The sequence below is a fragment of the Collinsella sp. BA40 genome (assembly GCF_008014645.1).
In the GTDB taxonomy this organism is placed as follows: domain Bacteria; phylum Actinomycetota; class Coriobacteriia; order Coriobacteriales; family Coriobacteriaceae; genus Collinsella.
In genome coordinates this window covers 1-19,188 of sequence record NZ_VOWY01000003.1, presented here as the reverse complement: position 1 = coordinate 19,188, position 19,188 = coordinate 1, and the positions used below count along the sequence as shown (strand labels likewise).

Here is a 19,188-nt window from a genome sequence, read left to right as displayed (position 1 = left end):
CAGGTGGTTGCACAGGGAAATGCGGGACGAATTTCACCTGATTTCGAACGTGCGGGGCCTCTGCGGAAAGACCGCATGCGACCTTGCAGTAGAATCAACGTTCATTGGAGTCGCTATCGCCTGGATGCTCGCCGTTGTCGCGTTCAGAGCATTCGGTGGTATGGGAAAGTGAGGGCAGGGCCATGGCGGACGAAATGTGGACAATTAGCCGGTGCCTCGATTGGACGCGGGGATACCTCGAGAAGAAGGGCGACGAGCGTTCGCGTTACACGGCGGAGCTGCTCCTCACAGCGGTGACGGGGATGAGCCGTGTCGAGCTGTACATGAATTTCGATCGCCCCCTCGATCAAGATGAGCTGTCTCGCATGCATGATGCCGTGGTGCGTCGCGCGAAGGGCGAGCCGGTCCAGTACATAACGGGGTCCACGGGTTTTCGTATGATCGACGTTCTTTGCGAGCCCGGCGTGCTCATCCCGCGCCCCGAGACCGAGGTGCTTGTTGGGGAGGTTCTGGATTACCTGGACTCCCAGGTGCTCGGAGGGGCCTCCACGGCGGCGCGCAAGCGCGCCGCCCTGCCGTGGAACGGCGAGCTCGACGCTGCCTCCGACCTAGAGCGGGCGTTGGCCGAATCCGAAGCGGGGGACGCGGTCGCCGCGGGCGAGACGTGCGAGGACGTTGCGACCGCCGGAGAGGGGGAGCGAGCCGCCGCGCCCCATGCCCGCGTGCTCGAGGTGGGCTGTGGAACCGGATGCATCTCGCTGTCGCTGATCCACGAGCGCGAAGGCGCGGTCACATGCGTTGCAACCGATATCAATCCGCAGGCCGTTGCGCTCACCGAGCGTAACGGGCGGGCGTTGGCCGTACCGGAAGACGCGCTCTCGGTACGCGAGGGCGATCTGGTGGCCCCGATAGCGCCGGAGGAATACGGCACCTTCGATGTCCTCGTATCGAATCCGCCGTATATTCCACATGACGTGATGGCTGAGCTTCCGCGCGAGGTCGTAGACTTCGAGCCCGGTCTGGCGCTCGAGGGCGGCGCGGATGGGCTCATGGTGTTCAGGCGCCTGCTCGCTGCCGCTCCCCAGATGCTGCGCCCCGGCGGTCTGTTTGCGTGCGAGCTGTTCGAGGAGTCGCTCGATGAGGCGGCGGAGCTGTGCCGCGGCGCGGGCATGGATGATGTGCGCGTGGTCTTCGACCTGACGCATCGTCCGCGCATCGTGGTGGCGCGCACGCCGCTGTAGCGCGCTTCATTACATGGAACCGTCACGAACGGAGCCCCTTACCGACTGGGGCTCCCCGCTTGTCTGGTTGGTATTTCATACGGGGGTAATTCGCGTTATAGCGTGCGAAAATGCTCCACATGGATTACAACCGTCCATTATGGCGCGTGCGGATGCGCGGTTACTCGTGACAAGGAAAAGGAGGAGACTGCCATGACGACTGTATATAGAGCGTATATCGAGCATGATGGACTCGATGCCGCATCTATGGACGGAGCGGCTCTGCAGCTGCGCGACGGCGGCCTCGTGCTCCTGCCCACCGAGACCGTGTACGGCATCGGCGTGTCGGTGGACGCATATCGGGACTGCTCGCCGATGCCGCCGCGCGAGGGGTCGGGTTATCGTAGGATCTTCAGCCTCAAGCAGCGCGAGCTTACGCAGACGGTTCCCTGGCTGGTAGGGGGTGCGGACGCCCTTGATCGGTATGGACGGAGGGTGCCCGGGCAGATTCGAGCGCTCGCCGATGCATGCTGGCCGGGTGCCCTGACCGTCGTCGTGGAGGCTTCGGACGTGGTTCCCGAGTTCATGAAGGCTGCCGACGGCACGGTGGCGCTGCGCGCCTCCGCGTCTCCAGTTGTTGCTGCTCTTATCGAGCGGTGCGGGTCTCCGCTTGCGGTGACGAGTGCGAATACGCATGGCCTGCCGGCTCCGAGCTCGTTTGCCGATGTCGAGGCGCGCGTGCTCGAGGGCGTGGACGTCGCGATCGATGCCGGCGTTACGGCGTGCCGGGACGCCTCGAGTATCGTCGCGGTGCGGGATGGAAGGCTGCAGGTGCTGCGCGAGGGGGCGCTCACCGCGAAGAAGCTGCTGGCTATAGCGGGCGAGACCGCATAACGTGCGGACGTGCCCGCGAGGGATACGAAATAAGATGGAGTACGAGCGATGGCATTCACGTTGAAGGATCTTGGACTGGTAGACACGATGTATCTCCCCCAGGGCGGCAAGTACATCATGGCGCTCGACTCGGGTACCACATCGGTGCGCGCGATCATCGTCGACGAGTACGATTGCATCGTCGCGCAGGCGTCGCGTGCCATCACGACGAGCTACCCCGAGCTCGGCTGGGTGGAGCAAGATCCAATGGAGATTCTTGCCTCGCAGATAGCGGTCATGATGGAGGTGCAGTTCAAGAGCGGTATCCATTCCGATAGTATCGCGGCCATCGGCATCACCAACCAGCGTGAGACCACCGTGGTATGGGATCGCGATAGCGGCCAGCCTATTTACAACGCTATCGGATGGCAGTGCCGCAGGACCGCGCCGATCGCCGATAAACTCGTTCACGACGGCCTGACCGATGTGATTCGGTCGAAGACGGGCCTGAAGCCCGATGCGTATTTCTCCGCAACCAAGGTCAAGTGGATTTTGGACAACGTGGCGGGCGCTCGCGAAGCAGCCGAGGCCGGACAGCTCATGTTCGGCACCATCGACACATGGCTCATCTACAACCTGACGGGCGGCATGGTGTATGCAACGGATTACACCAATGCAAGCCGCACCATGCTCTTCAACATCCATACGCTCGAGTGGGACGAGGAGCTGCTGAAGATCTTCGATATCCCGCATTCGATGCTTCCCGAGGTGCGTTGGAGCTCTGGCGAGTTCGGCCGCGTCTCGAGCGAGATCATGACGCATACGCCGCCGATCACCGGCGTCGCGGGCGACCAGCAGGCGTCGTTCTTCGGCCATTGCTGCTTCGAGCCGGGCGATACGAAGAACACCTACGGCACGGGTTGCTTCATGCTCATGAATACCGGCGACGAGGTCGTCGAATCTAAGAACGGATTGGTTTCGACGATCGGTATCGCCGAGAGCGGCCGCATCAGCTATGCACTCGAGGGCTCCATCTTCCATGCCGGCAGCGTGATCCAGTGGCTGCGCGACAAGCTCGGCATCATAGCCGACGCGGGGGAGACCGCGGCGATCGCCCGGTCGATCCCGAACAACAAGGGCTGCTACCTCGTCCCCGCGTTTAGCGGGCTTGGAGCACCCTGGTGGGATCCGGATTCCCGTGGCTTGATCTGCGGCTTGACGGCGGCTTCTGATCGCGCGACCCTCGTGCGAGCGGCGTGCGAGTCCATGGCTTACCAAACGTTCGACGTGCTCCGCGCGATGGAGATGGATGCGGGGCGCAAGCTCGAGTCTCTCTCGGTGGACGGCGCGGCTTCGCGCAATGAGTTCATCATGCAGTTCCAGGCCGACCTGCTGGGTATCTCGGTCGTGCAGTCCGAGAGCCTCGAGACTACGGCGCTGGGCGCCGCTTACCTGGCGGGCCTCGCGGTGGGCTACTGGGAGGATCGCGAGGAGCTGGTGCAGAACCGCGCTATTGGCAAATGCTTTCAGCCCGCCGGCAACCCTGTCGAGCTCGCCCGGGTGCTGTCCGGTTGGCACGACGCGGTGGCGCGCTCCCGTACCGTGTTACAGTAAGGCGCTATTCGACGGGCAAAATGGGTAGCCTGTCACTGTTGTTTATTTCATTCGAAAGGACGTTTTCAATGCGTATCGCACTTGGTTCCGACCATGCCGGCTTCGAGCAGAAGCAGATGCTCAAGGAGTATCTCGCCAACGAGCTCGGCCATGAGGTCATCGATCTGGGTCCCGACACCGACGACCGTGTGGATTACCCCGATTTCGGTGAGAAGGTCGGTCGCTGCGTAGCGTCGGGCGACGCCGACCGCGGCGTGTGCGTGTGCGGCACGGGCATCGGTATCGCCGTTGCCGCCGACAAGGTGGCGGGCGTGCGCGCCTCGTCTATCACGACGCCCGAGTTCGCCGATCTGTTCCGCCGCCATAACGACGGCAACGTTATCGGCCTCTCCGGTCGTTTCGTCGACCCCGAGGTGAACCGCGAGATCGTGAAGGTCTTCCTCACCTCCGAGTTCGAGGGCGGCCGCCATGCCGGCCGTGTCGAGAAGATCATGCAGCTCGATACTACCGGCAAGGTCGAAGCGGCCGATCAGCCCGGCGGCGAGCCGGCTGCCTGCTAAGCGAAGCGATCTGAACGGAGCATACTATGAGCGTTGCATTCGATACCTCGCGCGTCGTCGTGGTGGACCACCCCATGGTCCAGCACAAGCTCACCATCATGCGCGACCAGAACACGGGTTCCAAGCAATTCCGCGAGCTCGTGAAGGAGCTTGCGCTGTTCGAGGGGTACGAGGCCACTCGTGATTTCCCCCTGGAGGATGTAGAGGTCACCACGCCGATGTGCACGACCGTGGCCAAGCGCATCGCCGGCCGCAAGGTTGCCATCATCCCCATCTTGCGTGCCGGCCTGGGTATGGTCGACGGCATGCTCGAGCTGATCCCCGCCGCGCGCGTGGGGCACGTGGGCATGTATCGCGATGAGGAGACGCACGAGCCGCACGAGTACTACTGCAAGGTGCCCGCCGATATCGACCAGCGCACCTGCTTGGTGGTCGACCCCATGCTGGCGACGGGCGGCTCCGCCACGGCGGCGATCGAGTATCTGCGCCGCCAGGGTGTGAAGGACGTCCGCCTGCTGGTGCTCATCGCGGCGCCCGAGGGCATCAAGGCCGTTCTGGACGCGGATCCCGATGTGCGCGTTTACACCTGCTCGGTGGATGAGAAGCTCAACGAGGACGCCTATATCGTTCCGGGCTTGGGAGATGCCGGCGATAGAATCTTCGGTACGAAATAATTCATAGATCGTGCATCTTTTTTATCGGGCGCGTGTGCCGTTAGTCGGCGTACGCGCCCCGTTTGTTGCGTAACCAACACTGTTGGCGAAAACCCCGCAATGAGGTCGATTAGTTCGTTGAAATCCGAAAAATAGTGCCTACAATAAAGTCTCAAGTGTTCGCGCGATTCCGCATTCCAGCGCTCTTCGGGGCGAGCGGGGTCGATAGGGGGATGGGCGGTTCGCTGGGATGATCATTGGCTCCCACATACCGTTTGCCCTCCTGGGAATCGCGATAGGCCTGGCCGCATTCGCCGTGCTCATGGCTGCGCTCTACCCGGTGCTTCGGGGAACGAGCGCGCCGAGCCTGCCCAAGGGGATCTTGAGCGTGCTCGTGTCGTTCGCCATGTTGTCGGCGGGGGTCGCCGCGGTCTACCTCATGCGGGAAGACGAGCTCATCGTATTCCTTGCGGGGGAGCTCTTAAGCCTGTTTGCTTGCTGGACGGCTCTGGCCGTCTATACCATTAGGTGCGGTAGGCGTTCATAGCTGCGAGCCCGTGCGCGACCGCGTGCGGGTGAACAAAAGGAAGGTGAAACCTTGGAAGCGTTCGATAAGCTGCCAGCCGAGATCAATCATCTCGTTTCGAGCTTCAGCTCGATCCCCGTGGTCGGCGACCTCATGCACGGCGTGACCCAGTACACGTTTTGGCTCATCATCTCATCGATCGTGCTCCTTGTCTTGATGTTTGCCTTCGCGCGCAAGGTCTCGGTCGTTCCCCATGGCAGGTTCGCCAACGCCATGGAGTTCGTTTTGGAGTATCTCGAGAACGACGTGGGCGTCGGCATCCTCGGTAAAGAGTCCTGGCGTCGGCACCTGCCGTTTCTGGGCACGTTGTTCATGTTTATCGTCGTCAACAACATCATCGGTATCATCCCCGGCATGAAGCCTGGCACCGGCACTATCTCGACTACCGCTGCCCTCGCCGTCGTCGTGTTCATCTACTTCGTCATCGTGGGCATGAAGAATCACGGCGTGTGGGGTTACATCAAGAGTCTCGCGCCCAAGGGCGTCATGTTCCCGCTGAACATCCTGGTCTGGCTCATCGAGCTCATCTCTACGCTGCTTCGCCCCATCACGCTGGCCGTCCGACTGTTCTGCAACATGTTCGCCGGCCATATCGTGCTCGGCTCCTTCGCGCTCATGGTCTCGCTCTTTGCCGAGCCCTTGATCACGGAGCTTTCGGCTGCCAACGTCTTCGGCGCGTTGCCGTCTGTCGTTTTTGCGGGCATCTTGTTTGTTATCTACGCGATCGAGATCTTCGTTGCCTTCGTTCAGGCGTATGTTTTCACCGTCCTCACCGCTGTCTACATCCAGGGAGCAGAGGCAGAGGGCCATTAATTGGATACCAGGCGCATGGACGGGCGGCGCTCGGCGGCGCCCTTCGCCTGCGCTTGATATAGGTATCGTGTTCAAAGTGCGTCGATAGGCGGCGCATGAACTCAAGGAGGAATTGTGGGAGTTATCGGTTACGGTCTCGGTGTTATTGGCGCTGGCCTCGCTATCGGTCTTGCGGCATATGGCGTTGCGAGCGCCATGGCTCGTCAGCCTGAAGTGCAGGACCGCGTCTTCACCGTCTTCATCATGGGCGCTGCTTTCGCTGAGGCTCTGGCCCTGATCGGCTTCGTCGTTGCACTGGTAGTCAAATAGTCGGGTGTTCTCAGTAGGACGCCGGACTTCGGATCCCGAGGGGGAGTCATGAAAAACGTTACACGCGCAGGTATCACGCTTGGGGCCGCCGCCTCGGTGCTGAGCGCGCCCGCCCTGGCGTTCGCCGAGGGTACGGAGTCGGGCGGTGCGGATATCCTTATCCCGAAGATGGCCGAGTTCGTGCCCGCGCTCGTTATCTTCCTCATCATCTGGTTCTTGCTGGCAAAGTTCGTGTGGCCCAAGGTCATCTCGGTACTCGACGCCCGTGAGCACAAGATCGAGGACAGCATCGAGGAGGCCGACGCCACCAAGGCCGAGGCAGCCGAGATCCGCGACCAGGCAGACGCCATCGTGGCCGAGGCACGCCGCAAGGCTTCCGAGATCGTGCTTGATGCTCGTTCCGACGCCGAGAAGGAGCGCTCGCGCATCGTCGCCGCGGCTCATTCCGAGGCCGAGGACATCATCGCCAAGGCGCATGACCGCGCAGACGATGAAATGAAGCGCGCTTATGCAAGCGCGACGGACACCATCGCAAAGATGTCCGTTGCCGTTGCCGGCAAGATCGTTGGCGAGACCCTTGCCAACGACGAGGCCAAGCAGCGCGAGCTTATCAAGAAGTACCTCATGGAAGTGGGCACCCTCAATGGCCGATAAGCAGATCAGCGAGCGCTTCGAGAAGCGCAAGCTGGAAACCTACGCGCGCACGCTGCTCGAGGCAGCAAAGACCGAGGACCGCGTTTACGAGAACCTTGCTCCGCTGAAGGCCGAGGCCGAGGCGAGCCCCGAGGTGCTCTCGGTGCTGTCCCAGATGGCCGCCCATGGCGACCTCGATAAGCTGAGCGATGTGCTCGATCTGTACAGCGAGATGGCCGATGGCGACCAGCAGACGATGGGCGTCACCGTGACCACTGCCGTACCGCTCGACAACGAGCTGCGCGCGCTCATCACCCAAAAGTGTGAGCTCGACCTGGGCTGCAACGTGTTCCTCATCGAACGCGTCGACCCGTCGATCATCGGTGGCCTTATTTTGTCCGCCAACGGTCGGCGCCGTGACGCATCCGTGCGTCATCAGCTCGAGCAGGCCCGCAAGGTCATGACTCATGCAGTAAAGAATTCGGAGGTATAGCCACATGTCCGAGGCAATTAGTGCCGAGAACATCGAGCAGATCCTGCAGCAACGCCTGTATGATCTGACGGCTACCGTCGATACCCAAGAAGTATCCTACGTAGCCGAGGTGGGCGATGGTATCGCCCACGTTTTCGGTCTCAAGAGCGCGATGGCTGGTGAGTTGCTGGAGTTCACCAGTTCCATCACGGGTGAGACCGTGTACGGCTTGGCTCAGAACCTCGACCGCGAAGAAGTGGGCGCGGTTCTGTTTGGCAACGTTGACTCCATCAAGGAGGGCGACGCGTGCCGTACCACCGGTCGTGTTATGGACATTCCTGTTGGCCGCGGCATGCTTGGCCGCGTCGTCAACCCGCTCGGTCAGCCTATCGATGGCAAGGGCACCCTGGGTGAGACCCATCGTCGCCCCATCGAGTTCAAGGCCCCGGGCGTTATCGATCGAACCCCGGTGTGCGAGCCGGTTCAGACCGGCCTGCTCGCCGTCGACGCGATGATCCCCGTTGGCCGCGGCCAGCGCGAGCTCATCATCGGCGACCGCAAGACCGGTAAGACCGCTATCGCCATCGATGCGATCTTGAATCAGCGCGGCAAGGACATGATCTGCGTCTACGTGGCCATCGGCCAGAAGGCGTCGACCGTTGCCAACATCCGCGAGACCTTGGCGCAGCATAATGCGCTGGAGTACACGGTCATCGTGAGCGCTACCGCTGCGGACTCTGCGCCGTTGCAGTACATCGCCCCTATGGCCGGCGCCGCTATCGGCGAGTACTTCATGTACAACGGCCGAGACGGTCGTCCTGCGAGCCGCACCAATCCGGGCGGCCACGTGCTGGTTGTCTACGACGACCTGTCCAAGCAGGCTGTCGCGTATCGCCAGATGTCGCTTACGCTTCGTCGCCCGCCGGGACGCGAGGCATACCCTGGCGACATTTTCTACCTGCACTCGCGCCTGCTCGAGCGCGCCTGCAAGCTCTCCGAGGAGAACGGCGGCGGTTCCCTGACCGCCCTGCCGATCATCGAGACGCAGGACGGCGACGTTTCCGCGTACATCCCCACCAACGTGATCTCGATTACGGATGGTCAGATCTACCTGCAGGGTGAGCTGTTCCACCAGGGCCAGCGCCCCGCTGTCGACGTCGGCATCTCCGTGAGCCGCGTCGGTGGCTCTGCGCAGACCAAGGCTATGAAGCAGGTTGCCGGCAACCTCCGTTTGGACCTTGCTGCGTACCGCGAGCTCGCCGGCTTCACCCAGTTTGGCTCCGACCTCGATGCCGCCACGCAGCGCCAGCTCACGCATGGTGCTCGCATGACCGAGCTGCTCAAGCAGCCGCGCTTCAAGCCCATGTCCGTGAACACCCAGGTCGCCGTGCTCTTCGCCGGCAACAAGGGCTATCTCGACGACTTGTCGCTCGACGAGGTGCTCCCGTTCCGCAACGGGCTCATCCAGTATCTGGAGGGCGCGTACGGTAAGGTACTCGACGAGATCGGCGATCGCAAGATCGACGACGATACGGCCGAGAAGCTCGAGCAGGCTATTGCAGATTACAAGGCAGAATTCATGGCCGCCCGCGGCGCCGAGTCCGGGGTAGCCGGTTCCATGGAGAATGAGGGGAACTAAGCCAGATGGCCAACCTCCGTGAAATAAAGAAGCGCATCGGCTCGGTGTCCACCACCGAGCAGATTACGCGCACTATGGAGATGGTCGCGACGGCGAAGATCAAGCGTGCTCTTGATCGCGAGAAGAGCTCCGAGGCCTTCCGTGACGCCATTACCGACGTCATGCTCACGGTCGCCACCGATACGGCGTCCGAGACGGTCTCGCCTCTTCTTGCGAATCCCGAGACGTACGAATGCGCCCTCATCGTGGCCATTAGCTCCGATCGCGGCCTGGCCGGCGGTTTCAACGTGCAGATCGACCGCGCGGTCGACCAGCGCATCGACCACTTCCGCCGCCATGGCGCCAAGCGCATCGAGCTCATTACGTGCGGCCGCAAGGTGACGGAGTATTTCTCCAAATACCCCGATGTGGTGATGAAGGTTGTCGGAGAGTCCGACGACCCCAGCATCGAGCGCGCTCGCGCGATCTCGAGCTACATCGAAGACGGCTTCTCGAGTGGGAAGTTCGGTCGCGTCGACGTGATCTATCACCACGCGAAGAACCGCGTCGAGCAGGTGCTGCGCGAGGAGCGCATCCTGCCGCTCGACCCCGTGGTGCTCAAGACCGCCCGCGGACCGCGCAACAACGAGAACGAGGCCCCTACGGGTCTTACCTCGCCGTTTACCTATGCACCTTCCGCCGAGTACGTGCTTGGAAAGCTGATTCCCACCTACGTTCTCACGGTGATCCAGCAGGCTCTTATCGACTCTGCTGCCGCCGAGCAGGGCGCGCGCCGCAAGGCCATGCACTCGGCAACCGAGAACGCTACGGCGATCATCAGCGATCTGAAGCGCACGTACAACCGCGTACGCCAGGCATCCATTACGACTGAGCTCAACGAGATCATCGGTGGTGCCGCAGCATTGGAGGATTTCTAATGGCAGATACCATGTCCGTCGACGCTCCGGCGACCGCGGGTGTTGGACGTATCGTCCGCATCATCGGCGCTGTCGTCGACGTTAAATTCAAGGACGGCGTGCCGAACATCTACAACGCGCTGACCATCGATGCCGACACCCCGGTGGGTCGCGTTAAGACGATCCTCGAGGTCGAGAGCCAGCTGCCGGGCGACGTCGTTCGCACGGTCGCCATGACGTCCACCGACGGTCTCCAGCGTGGCCTGGAGGTCGTTGACACCGGCGCACCCATGAAGATGCCCGTGGGCAAGCAGACCCTCGGACGCATCTGGAACGTCATGGGCGAGCCCGTGGACGGCAAGGAGATGCCCGAGGTCGAGGATTACTACCCGATCCACCATCCCGCGCCCAGCTTCGACCAGCTCACCACCAAGACCGAGATCTTCGAGACCGGTATCAAGGCGGTCGACCTGCTCGAGCCCTACATCCGTGGCGGTAAGACCGGCCTGTTCGGCGGCGCCGGCGTCGGCAAGACCGTTCTGATCCAGGAGCTCATCAACAACCTGGCCCAGGAGCACGGCGGCACGTCCGTGTTCACCGGCGTCGGCGAGCGTACTCGCGAGGGCACCGACCTGTTCCTCGAGATGAGCGAGTCCGGCGTTATCAACAAGACCTGCCTGGTCTACGGTCAGATGAACGAGCCTCCCGGAGCACGTCTGCGCGTCGGCCTTGCCGGCCTGACCGAGGCGGAGTACTTCCGCGATCGCGGCCAGGACGTCCTGCTCTTCATCGACAACATCTTCCGCTTCTCGCAGGCGGGTTCCGAGGTGTCGGCCCTGCTCGGCCGCATGCCCTCTGCAGTTGGCTACCAGCCCACGCTCGCAACCGAGATGGGCGACCTGCAGGAGCGAATCACGTCCACCAAGACGGGCTCCATCACGTCCGTCCAGGCCGTGTACGTTCCCGCCGACGACCTGACCGACCCGGCGCCGGCAACCACGTTCACCCACCTGGATGCGACCACCGTTCTTTCGCGTTCCATTGCCGAGCTCGGCCTGTATCCCGCTATCGATCCGCTGGCTTCCTCTTCCGACGCGCTCGATCCGAGCGTTGTGGGCGAGGAGCACTACCGCGTGGCCGTTCGCGTGCAGGAGATGCTGCAGGAGTACTCTGACCTTCAGGACATCATCGCGATTCTTGGTATGGACGAGCTCTCCGACGAGCAGCGCCTGGTGGTAAACCGCGCCCGCAAGCTGCAGCAGTTCCTGTCGCAGTCCTTCCACGTTGCCGAGCAGTTTACCGGCAACCCCGGCGTCTACATCCGCGTTGCCGATACCGTCCGCTCCTTTGCGGCCATTGTTGACGGCGAGTGCGACGACCTGCCCGAGCAGGCCTTCCGCTATGCTGGAACGATCGACGACGTTCGCGAGCGCGCGGCGAAGATGGGGGCGTAAGCTATGGCTATGCGCGTCCGCATCGTATGCCCCGAGACCAGCGCGTTCGATGGCGAAGCGGTGTACCTGACCATTCCGTCCTCTGACGGCATGCTCGGCGTCGCTCCGCGACACGCCAGCGAGATCTGCACCATCGAGCCCGGCTACATCCGCATCTGCTTTGAAGCGATCGGCTCGGTTAGCAAGACGTTCGCGGTCGACGGCGGCTATGCCCAGATCACGGGAGACGAGGTGGTTGTGCTGGCAGATCGCGCCGCTGATCTGGCGACGGTCGACCACGAAAAGGTTCAAGCTAAGATTCAAGGTTTTGAAGAGTCATTGTTGAATCTGTCTAAGGACGATGCGCACCGCTCGTATCTTTATAATGAAATCGCATGGTGTAAGCTTTTGCTTGCCAATTAGACGTCAGGCGCGCATGCGCCGAGCAGCCTATTTGCGATGAGCATCATGCCCGGGGGCGCTCGCGTCCCCGGGCATGTTTTTGAAAGGGTAAGCGTTTGGATATCATTCGCGTAGAGGGCGGTCATACGCTCGAGGGCTCCGTGCACGTTTCGGGGGCAAAGAATTCTGCGCTTAAGCTTATGGCTGCCACGCTGCTGGCGCCGGGCAAGACTACGCTCACGAACGTGCCGAACATCTCGGACGTTCATGTGATGGGCAAGGTCCTCAAGCGCATGGGCGCAACCATCGAGGTCGCCGACGAGCATACCTTGGTTATCGACACCTCTCAGGTGGATTCTTGGGAGGCTCCCTACGAGCTGGTTGCCAAGATGCGTGCTTCTACCGCGGTCATGGGCCCGTTGCTGGGCCGTTTCGGTAAGGCGAAGATCGCGATGCCGGGCGGCTGCAACCTCGGTGCGCGCAAGATCGATATGCATATCTTGGGCCTCGAAGCCTTGGGCGTGTCGTTCGATACCGACCATGGATATATCTACGCCGATGCCGCCGACGGCCTGGTGGGCTCGTCGGTCACGCTCGAGTTTGCGAGCGTCGGCGCCACCGAGAACCTCATTATGGCCGCGGTGCGCGCAAAGGGCGAGACCGTGATCGACAACGCGGCTCGCGAGCCCGAGATCGTCGACTTGGCTACGATGCTCAACAAGATGGGCGCTCGCATCACGGGCGCCGGCACGCCCGTCGTCACCATCCAGGGTGTGGACGAGCTGCATCCGGTCGAGCACCGCGTGGTGGGCGACCGTATCGAGGCCGGCACGTTCTTGGTTGCCGGCGCCCTCATGGCGGGCGAGGCCGGTGTCGAGGTCACGGGTTTCAACCCCATGCACCTGGGCATGGTTCTGCGCAAGATGGAGCAGATGGGCATCAAGACGGAGCGCATCGAGGACGGCCTTCGCGTCCACCGCGTTGAGCGCATCGAGCCGGTCGACATCCAGACGCTCCCGTTCCCCGGCTTCCCCACGGATATGCAGGCACAGGTCATGGTGCTGTCGGCGTTGGCTGACGGCGGCTCCATCATTACCGAGAACATCTTCGAGAACCGCTTCATGTTCGCGTCCGAGCTATCGCGCATGGGCGCCCACATCCGTATCGAGGACCATCATGCCATCATTCGCGGTGTCGAAGGCTTCTCGGGCGCCCAGGTCGTCTCCCCCGATCTGCGCGGCGGCGCGGCTCTCGTGCTTGCCGGCCTGACCGCAGAAGGCGTCACCGAGGTCTCGGCCATCCATCATATCTACCGCGGGTACGAGCGCTTCGTCGAAAAGCTCACCTCGCTGGGTGCTGTGGTCGAAGCCGCATCCGTTCCCGATCCATCCGATGATTAGTGCAGGATACGTATATGGGTAGCAAGAAACCGATTCAGCAGGGCAGGCGTCCGTCCACAGGCGCGAGCAGCCGCATCTATAGCCGAGAGAACGTGAGCCGCTATTCCGAGCGCGCCCGTCAGCGCAGGCGCGGGCGCATGATCCGCCGCGTGGTACTGTGCACCTTCCTCGGCGTGCTCATCGCGGGCGCGAGCGCGGCCGGGCTGTGGGTATCCAATATCGCCGGCAAGCTGCGCGGCGCCTCGATTACCGACAACCTCCTGGCAACGCTGGTCGACAGCAACGTGACGAGGGAGCCCTTCTACATGTTGCTGCTGGGCACCGACGGCCGTCCGGGCGAGGACAGCTTCCGCTCAGATACCATCGTGCTTTCGCGCATCGACCCTAAGGGCAAGCAGGTCACGCTCATCTCCATTCCCCGCGACACCATGGTCACGCTCAGTAACGGCGAGACGGCCAAGATCAACGCGGCGCACGCGCTGGGCGGCCCGGAAGAGGTCGTCAAGACCGTCAACAAGCTCTGCGACGTCGAGATCTCGCACTATGCCGAGGTGAGCTTCGAGGGTATGGAGCAGCTGGTAGATGCCCTGGGCGGTGTCGAGTGCAACGTGCCGGATAAGATCGACGATCCCAAGGCGGGCCCCATGGTTATCGAGCCTGGCGTGCAGACGCTTGATGGCGCCTCCGCACTGGCCTTCTGCCGCTCGCGCGCGTTCGCCGATGGCGATTACACCCGTATGCGCCACCAGCGCATCTTCATCTCCGCACTCGCTAAGACGCTGCTTGAGAAGACGGACGCCACCAATATCGTTCCGCTGGTCGAGTCGCTGTCCGACATGATCGATACCGACATGAGCATCCAGGATATCGCCGCGCTTGCCAATGCGATGCGCGGTATGAACACCGACGAGATCTGGTCGGCCAACATCCCGTCGTGGGCGGGCGCCGACACGTATGTCGGCGGGGTGAGCTACGTCTTCGTTGACGAGGCGGAGCTCGCGCAGATGATGGAGCGCGTCGAAGCCGGCGAGGACCCGCGTGGTCCGCAGACCATGGGCTCTACGGGCGAGTCGTCCGCCACCACGGGCGATCTGTCCAACAACAGCGCCTCCGATTGGTCCAACGGCACCGCCACCGTGTCCAACTCCAGCACCGAGACCGAGGACGAGGTTATCGAGGAGTAGCCGGCGCGATCGCCTGCGATACATGCAACGGCCCCGAAGCACGCTGTGTGCTTCGGGGCCGTTTTCATGTGCGCGCCTATGGGGTGCACGCGGAGATGCCGTGAAACGCGCTCTCTGCCTAGGCGAAACGGGCCACGAGCTCCTGTAGGACGTCGACCATCTTCTGGAGCGACGCCACCGGAATAAACTCGTTCACGCCGTGGCAGCAGTAGGCGCCCGTGGACAGGTTGGGGCAGGGCAGTCCGCGGAAGGAGAGCTGTGCGCCGTCGGTACCGCCGCGGATGGGAATGACGTGGGGCTCGACGCCCGCAGCGCTGAAGGACTCCTTGGCAAGATCGATGAGCTCGGGGTACTCGGCCACAACTTCCGCCATGTTGCGATATTGCTGCTTGATCTCGACGTGCACGCGCTCGCATCCCTGTTCGGCATTCACGAACTCGGCAGCCTTGAGCAGCAGGTCGATTTTATCCTGGAACTTCTTGCCGTCGTGGTCGCGGATGATGTAGCGCGCCGTAGCGTGCTCGACCGTTGCCGAGACGCCCTCGAGGTAGTAGAAGCCCTCGTATCCCTCGGTGTACTCGGGTCGCTGTACGGCGGGCAGCAGGCCGTGGAAACGATGGAACAGCTCGCCGGCGTTGACCATGCGGTTCTTAGAGTCACCCGGATGAATCGAAAAGCCCTGGAAGGAGACGACGGCCTCGGCCGCGTTGAAGCATTCCCATTCGAGTTCGCCGATGGGGCCGCCGTCGACCGTGTAGGCGTACGTGCAGCCGTATGAATCGAGGTCGAGCAGCTCGGCGCCGTGGCCGATCTCCTCGTCGGGGCAGAAGCAGATGCCCAGCGGCGGATGGGGCAGCTCGGGGTTCTGCGCGAGACGGGCTACGAGCGCCATGATCTCGGCGATGCCCGCCTTGTCGTCGGCGCCCAGCAGCGTGGTGCCGTCGGTGCACACGATGTCCTCGTTTTCGAGATCGCGGAGGGCGGGAACCTTTTCGGGGCCGATGGCGACGGGGGTGCCATCCACTACGCCGCAGACGAGGTCGCCGCCGGTGTAGGAGACCACATGCGGCTTCACGCCGAAGCCGGGTGCCTGCTCGGTTGTGTCGAGGTGAGAGATCAAGCCGAGGCGCGGTTTGCCTTCGGCGCCGGTGGATGCCGGGATGTGGGCGGTCACGTATGCATGCTCGGTGACCGTCACGTTCTGAGCGCCCAGGGCGCGCAGCTCGTCGGCGAGCATGTTGGCAAGGTCGAATTGGATGGCGGTCGAGGGCACCTGGTCGCAGTGCTCGTCGGCCGACTGCGTGTCGACCTGCACGTAGCGCAGGAAGCGCTCGAGAACATCGCTTGTGCTCATGATTCCTCCTTGAGATATAAGATGGCGTCTCCTTACTATAGCGTGCGCGGCGCCTGCGTCGACGCTTATGCGCGATGTCGCGGGGATGGGGTAGAATCACAGACAGGCTAGAAAGAGGGGATGCCACTATGGAAACGATCGGTGCGTCGCGGGCGCGGCGTCTTACCGTTGCAAACGAGGACTACCTCGAGTGCATCGTGCGACTCGAGGGCGAGGCGGGCGAGCATGCCGGGCTCGGCGTGCGCTCCGTCGACATCGCTACCCAGCTCGAGGTGTCGAAGGCCTCGGTCAACAAGGCGGTGGCAGCGCTCAAGAGCCAGGGGCTCGTCGACCAGTCGCATTACGGCAAGGTTATGCTCACCGACGAGGGCCGCAAGATCGGCGAGGCCGTGTGGTACCGGCATCGTCTCCTGCGCACGTTTCTCATCCAGGAGCTGGGCGTCTCGTTCGAGCGCGCGGATGAGGAGGCGTGCATGATGGAGCACGCGCTCTCCGAGGACACCATGGATCGCTGGCTTCGCTACCTCGAGGCGCAGGGCATCTCCATGGGCAGGGATTAGCGTGGACGAGAGGTTCGAACGCTACGATCGCGAGGCGGCCGAGAAGCTGCGCCACCGCCTGGCCGAGGGCGTGCTGCTGGCGCAGGGCCCCATGGGCAGCGTCTTGCAGGGAGAGCCGGGAAGCGCGGATATCCCATCGGCACTCTGGAATGTGGCCGAGCCCCAAACGGTCTCGCGCCACCATCTGCTTTATGCGACAGCCGGCGCCGAGGTGCTCATAACCAATAGCTTTCAGGCAAACGCGCTCTCGTTGCAGCGTGACCGCATCGACCGCCGGGTGGGCGAGATGAATCGCGCTGCGGTGGATTGCGCCCGCGTGCGCGGCGTCGAGTTGCTGCTGGGCAGCGTGGGTCCGTGCGGCCTGGCGTCTTCCCTGCATGGTTCGCCCGAGTTCGAGCAGTCGTGTGCGGCGTATCGTCAGCAGGCGTACGCGTTGCTCGATGCCGGCGTATCGGGCATCTTGCTCGAGACGTTCACCTCGTTGGCCGAACTTGATCCCGCCCTTGCCGGCGTATTCGATGTGGCTGACGGGATGCCCGTTCTGGCGAGCGTGGTGATAGACGAGGAGGGGCGCCTCCTGAAAGACGGGCTGCCCATCGAGTCGGCCCTTTCATACCTGCAAGAGCGCGGCGTCGATGCTGCGGGCGTGAATTGCTGCTCGCTGTCAGCGGCCGCGCGCGCGGTGCCCCGCATGGTCGAAGCCGCCTCGCTGCCGCTCATGGTGCGCCCCAACGGTGGCGCGCCTATCGGCTATGAGGATGGCGCGGTGCAATGGGGCGAGCACCCCGATGCCTTCGTCCAAGCTTGCGATGCATGGGTGAAGCAGGGTGTCCGTTTGGTTGCGGGATGTTGCGGCACATCGGCGCGAACCACCTGCGCCTTGGCGGGTCTGCTGGATAAGCTCTAGGCATGGGCTTTCGACGCGTCATGGCGGCGGTTTGTACTCGCTGTTGGAATTAGCTTGTGACGTGATTGGTAGAGTATCCTTTTATATGGCTGCCCTATCGAAAGGAACCCCGTCCGATGTCCGACATCATTCACTTTTCAACCGATGGCTGGTATGCACGCTGTGCCGAAGCGTTCACGTGTGAAAACGTTGGGCGTATCGCGGAGGCGGCCGGCCGCTATTGGCATGGGTCCGCCCCCGGGGGCGTCGTGTACGTTGGATTCGATGCTCGTTCCGGCGCGCGTGAGGCTGCGGAATGCGCTGCAGCCGAGTTGGCGGCCGTCGGGCTGCGCGTTGTCATGGCGAGCGAAGCGCTCCCTACGGCCGCGGTTGCCCATGCGATGACGCGGGATCTTTCGGCGGTCGGGTGCTTTATGGTGACGGGTTCTTCGTATCCTGCCGGATATCTGGGCGTCAAGCTGCGCGATATGCGGCGCGGCGACGACCTGCGCGGTTTTCTCGACGATATCGAGCAACTGATCGAGCCCGAGTACGCTTCGGCAAGCGGGCCGTGGTCGCGCGCCGATCTCCTAACGGCTTATCGAGACGAGGTGGCGAGCTACTTTTCGTCATCCGACGATGCGGTCGATGCCTGCACCGTGGTATATGACGCGATGTACGGCGTCGGTTCCGCCTGTGTGCCGTCGATGCTGTCGGATATGGGCGCGCGCGTGTTGGAGATGCATGGTTGCGGAGATCAGGGGGCGGCGGCCATGTGCTCCAATCCCGCGGAGCCCTGGATAGACGAGTGCGAGCGCGCGGTTGCCGCGTGCGACGCCCTGGCCGGCTTTGCAACAGACAGCGATGCCGAGCGCATGGGGGCGGTGGACGAGGACGGAAGGTATATAGATCCCGACGTGGTCGCGTCGCTGGTGCTCGCCTACCTCGTACAAGTCCGCGGGCTGCACGGGCGCGTCGTGGCGGGTGTCGCCTCGTCGAATACCCTACGACGCACGGCGGAGATGCTCGGGTGCCGTGTCGTGGTGAAGCCGGTGGGCTATACCTATATATATGAAGAGCTCCATCGCTCCGATGTGCTGTTGGCGACGGATGGCCAGGGCGGCATCTGCATACCGAAGCACAGCCGGGAGCGTGACGGAATCCTTGCGGTGGCGGCCCTGACCGACCTCATGGTGCGTACCGGCAAGGGCCTGAAGCAGTTGAGCCGAGAGCTTGTCGAACGCGTGGGGGAAAGCTGGTACGGCCAGCGAGACGTCAGGCTCCGTATGGAGCAGGTGGAGATGCTCAATGCGATGCTGCCCGGTGTGAATCCGCGGGCGGTCGCGGGAAGGGTCCCGGCCGCGGTGAGCCATATGGACGGTCTCCGTCTTGCATTCGATGATGGCGCCTGGCTCCTGTTGCGACCCAGTCGCGTCGACCCCGTCGTAAGGGTCTATGCGGAGGCCTCGTCGATCGAGGAGCGCGATCTGCTGCTCGATGCCGCGGCGGCGCTAGCACGCGGGGCTATCGAGTAGGGAGCCCGTCGGCCGGGAGGCCGCCAGCGCGCGGCGGCCGGTCATGCGTCTCGGATATGTGTAGGGAATGTGAACATGGTGACGTGGGTAGACGGCCCCCGGACGCTATGGCATTATTAATCCCCGCCGCGCGGCTCCGAGGAGGACCGCCCGGCGCGTACCTTGA

Annotated in this window: 20 protein-coding genes; 19 read left to right on the top strand and 1 reads right to left on the bottom strand. The window is 63.0% G+C overall.

The window, feature by feature from the left end; genetic code table 11:
• Positions 1-182: 182 nt before the first annotated feature.
• The 16 genes from E4J93_RS02100 (at position 183) to E4J93_RS02025 (ending at position 14,687) form a co-directional block, all read left to right on the top strand.
• Positions 183-1,241: a HemK/PrmC family methyltransferase gene (locus tag E4J93_RS02100; protein ID WP_147587836.1), complete on the top strand. Its 1,059-nt coding sequence runs from the start codon at positions 183-185 to the stop codon at positions 1,239-1,241.
• Between the two features lie 192 nt (positions 1,242-1,433).
• Positions 1,434-2,114 carry an L-threonylcarbamoyladenylate synthase gene (locus tag E4J93_RS02095; protein ID WP_147587835.1) on the top strand — a complete coding sequence of 227 codons (681 nt, stop codon included), beginning with the start codon at positions 1,434-1,436 and terminating at the stop codon, positions 2,112-2,114.
• A 48-nt stretch (positions 2,115-2,162) separates the two neighbouring features.
• Positions 2,163-3,707 carry a glycerol kinase GlpK gene (gene glpK / locus E4J93_RS02090; protein ID WP_147587834.1) on the top strand — a complete coding sequence of 515 codons (1,545 nt, stop codon included), beginning with the start codon at positions 2,163-2,165 and terminating at the stop codon, positions 3,705-3,707.
• 68 nt (positions 3,708-3,775) lie between these two features.
• Positions 3,776-4,267 (top strand): ribose 5-phosphate isomerase B, encoded by a 492-nt coding sequence (gene rpiB / locus E4J93_RS02085; protein WP_147587833.1) that lies wholly within the window; start codon positions 3,776-3,778, stop codon positions 4,265-4,267.
• 26 nt (positions 4,268-4,293) lie between these two features.
• Positions 4,294-4,941: a uracil phosphoribosyltransferase gene (gene upp / locus E4J93_RS02080; protein ID WP_147587832.1), complete on the top strand. Its 648-nt coding sequence runs from the start codon at positions 4,294-4,296 to the stop codon at positions 4,939-4,941.
• A gap of 229 nt (positions 4,942-5,170) precedes the next feature.
• On the top strand, positions 5,171-5,467 hold the full coding sequence (locus tag E4J93_RS02075; protein WP_195419699.1) for a hypothetical protein: 297 nt from the start codon (positions 5,171-5,173) through the stop codon (positions 5,465-5,467).
• Between the two features lie 51 nt (positions 5,468-5,518).
• Positions 5,519-6,319: a F0F1 ATP synthase subunit A gene (gene atpB, locus E4J93_RS02070; RefSeq protein ID WP_147587830.1), complete on the top strand. Its 801-nt coding sequence runs from the start codon at positions 5,519-5,521 to the stop codon at positions 6,317-6,319.
• A 114-nt stretch (positions 6,320-6,433) separates the two neighbouring features.
• Positions 6,434-6,628 carry an ATP synthase F0 subunit C gene (locus E4J93_RS02065; RefSeq protein WP_117679766.1) on the top strand — a complete coding sequence of 65 codons (195 nt, stop codon included), beginning with the start codon at positions 6,434-6,436 and terminating at the stop codon, positions 6,626-6,628.
• A 48-nt stretch (positions 6,629-6,676) separates the two neighbouring features.
• Positions 6,677-7,282, top strand: a complete 606-nt coding sequence (gene atpF, locus E4J93_RS02060) for a F0F1 ATP synthase subunit B (protein ID WP_147587829.1) — start codon at positions 6,677-6,679, stop codon at positions 7,280-7,282.
• Positions 7,272-7,754, top strand: a complete 483-nt coding sequence (locus tag E4J93_RS02055) for a FoF1 ATP synthase subunit delta (RefSeq protein ID WP_147587828.1) — start codon at positions 7,272-7,274, stop codon at positions 7,752-7,754. Before atpF ends, E4J93_RS02055 begins: the two co-directional genes overlap by 11 nt.
• Positions 7,755-7,758: 4 nt before the next feature.
• On the top strand, positions 7,759-9,372 hold the full coding sequence (atpA, locus tag E4J93_RS02050; protein WP_147587827.1) for a F0F1 ATP synthase subunit alpha: 1,614 nt from the start codon (positions 7,759-7,761) through the stop codon (positions 9,370-9,372).
• Between the two features lie 5 nt (positions 9,373-9,377).
• Positions 9,378-10,289, top strand: a complete 912-nt coding sequence (gene atpG, locus E4J93_RS02045) for an ATP synthase F1 subunit gamma (protein WP_147587826.1) — start codon at positions 9,378-9,380, stop codon at positions 10,287-10,289.
• Complete coding sequence (gene atpD / locus E4J93_RS02040) at positions 10,289-11,722, top strand: F0F1 ATP synthase subunit beta (protein ID WP_147587825.1); 1,434 nt, start codon at positions 10,289-10,291, stop codon at positions 11,720-11,722. The genes atpG and atpD overlap by 1 nt, the downstream gene beginning before the upstream one ends.
• A gap of 3 nt (positions 11,723-11,725) precedes the next feature.
• Positions 11,726-12,124: an ATP synthase F1 subunit epsilon gene (gene atpC / locus E4J93_RS02035; protein ID WP_370511754.1), complete on the top strand. Its 399-nt coding sequence runs from the start codon at positions 11,726-11,728 to the stop codon at positions 12,122-12,124.
• Positions 12,125-12,219: 95 nt separating this feature from the next.
• Positions 12,220-13,503: a UDP-N-acetylglucosamine 1-carboxyvinyltransferase gene (murA, locus tag E4J93_RS02030; protein ID WP_147587824.1), complete on the top strand. Its 1,284-nt coding sequence runs from the start codon at positions 12,220-12,222 to the stop codon at positions 13,501-13,503.
• Positions 13,504-13,517: 14 nt separating this feature from the next.
• Positions 13,518-14,687 carry an LCP family protein gene (locus E4J93_RS02025; RefSeq protein WP_147587823.1) on the top strand — a complete coding sequence of 390 codons (1,170 nt, stop codon included), beginning with the start codon at positions 13,518-13,520 and terminating at the stop codon, positions 14,685-14,687.
• A gap of 118 nt (positions 14,688-14,805) precedes the next feature.
• Here the strand turns inward: E4J93_RS02025 and pepT are convergent, their stop codons facing one another.
• Positions 14,806-16,041: a peptidase T gene (gene pepT / locus E4J93_RS02020; RefSeq protein ID WP_147587822.1), complete on the bottom strand. Its 1,236-nt coding sequence runs from the start codon at positions 16,039-16,041 to the stop codon at positions 14,806-14,808.
• Between the two features lie 128 nt (positions 16,042-16,169).
• On the opposite strand from pepT, the gene E4J93_RS02015 reads away from it, so the two are divergent.
• The 3 genes from E4J93_RS02015 (at position 16,170) to E4J93_RS02005 (ending at position 19,022) form a co-directional block, all read left to right on the top strand.
• Positions 16,170-16,601: a metal-dependent transcriptional regulator gene (locus E4J93_RS02015; RefSeq protein ID WP_147587821.1), complete on the top strand. Its 432-nt coding sequence runs from the start codon at positions 16,170-16,172 to the stop codon at positions 16,599-16,601.
• Position 16,602: 1 nt separating this feature from the next.
• A complete protein-coding gene (locus tag E4J93_RS02010; protein WP_255431870.1) occupies positions 16,603-17,508 on the top strand; it encodes a homocysteine S-methyltransferase family protein in 906 nt (301 codons plus the stop codon).
• A 116-nt stretch (positions 17,509-17,624) separates the two neighbouring features.
• Positions 17,625-19,022: a phosphoglucomutase/phosphomannomutase family protein gene (locus E4J93_RS02005; protein ID WP_147587820.1), complete on the top strand. Its 1,398-nt coding sequence runs from the start codon at positions 17,625-17,627 to the stop codon at positions 19,020-19,022.
• Positions 19,023-19,188: the final 166 nt, after the last annotated feature.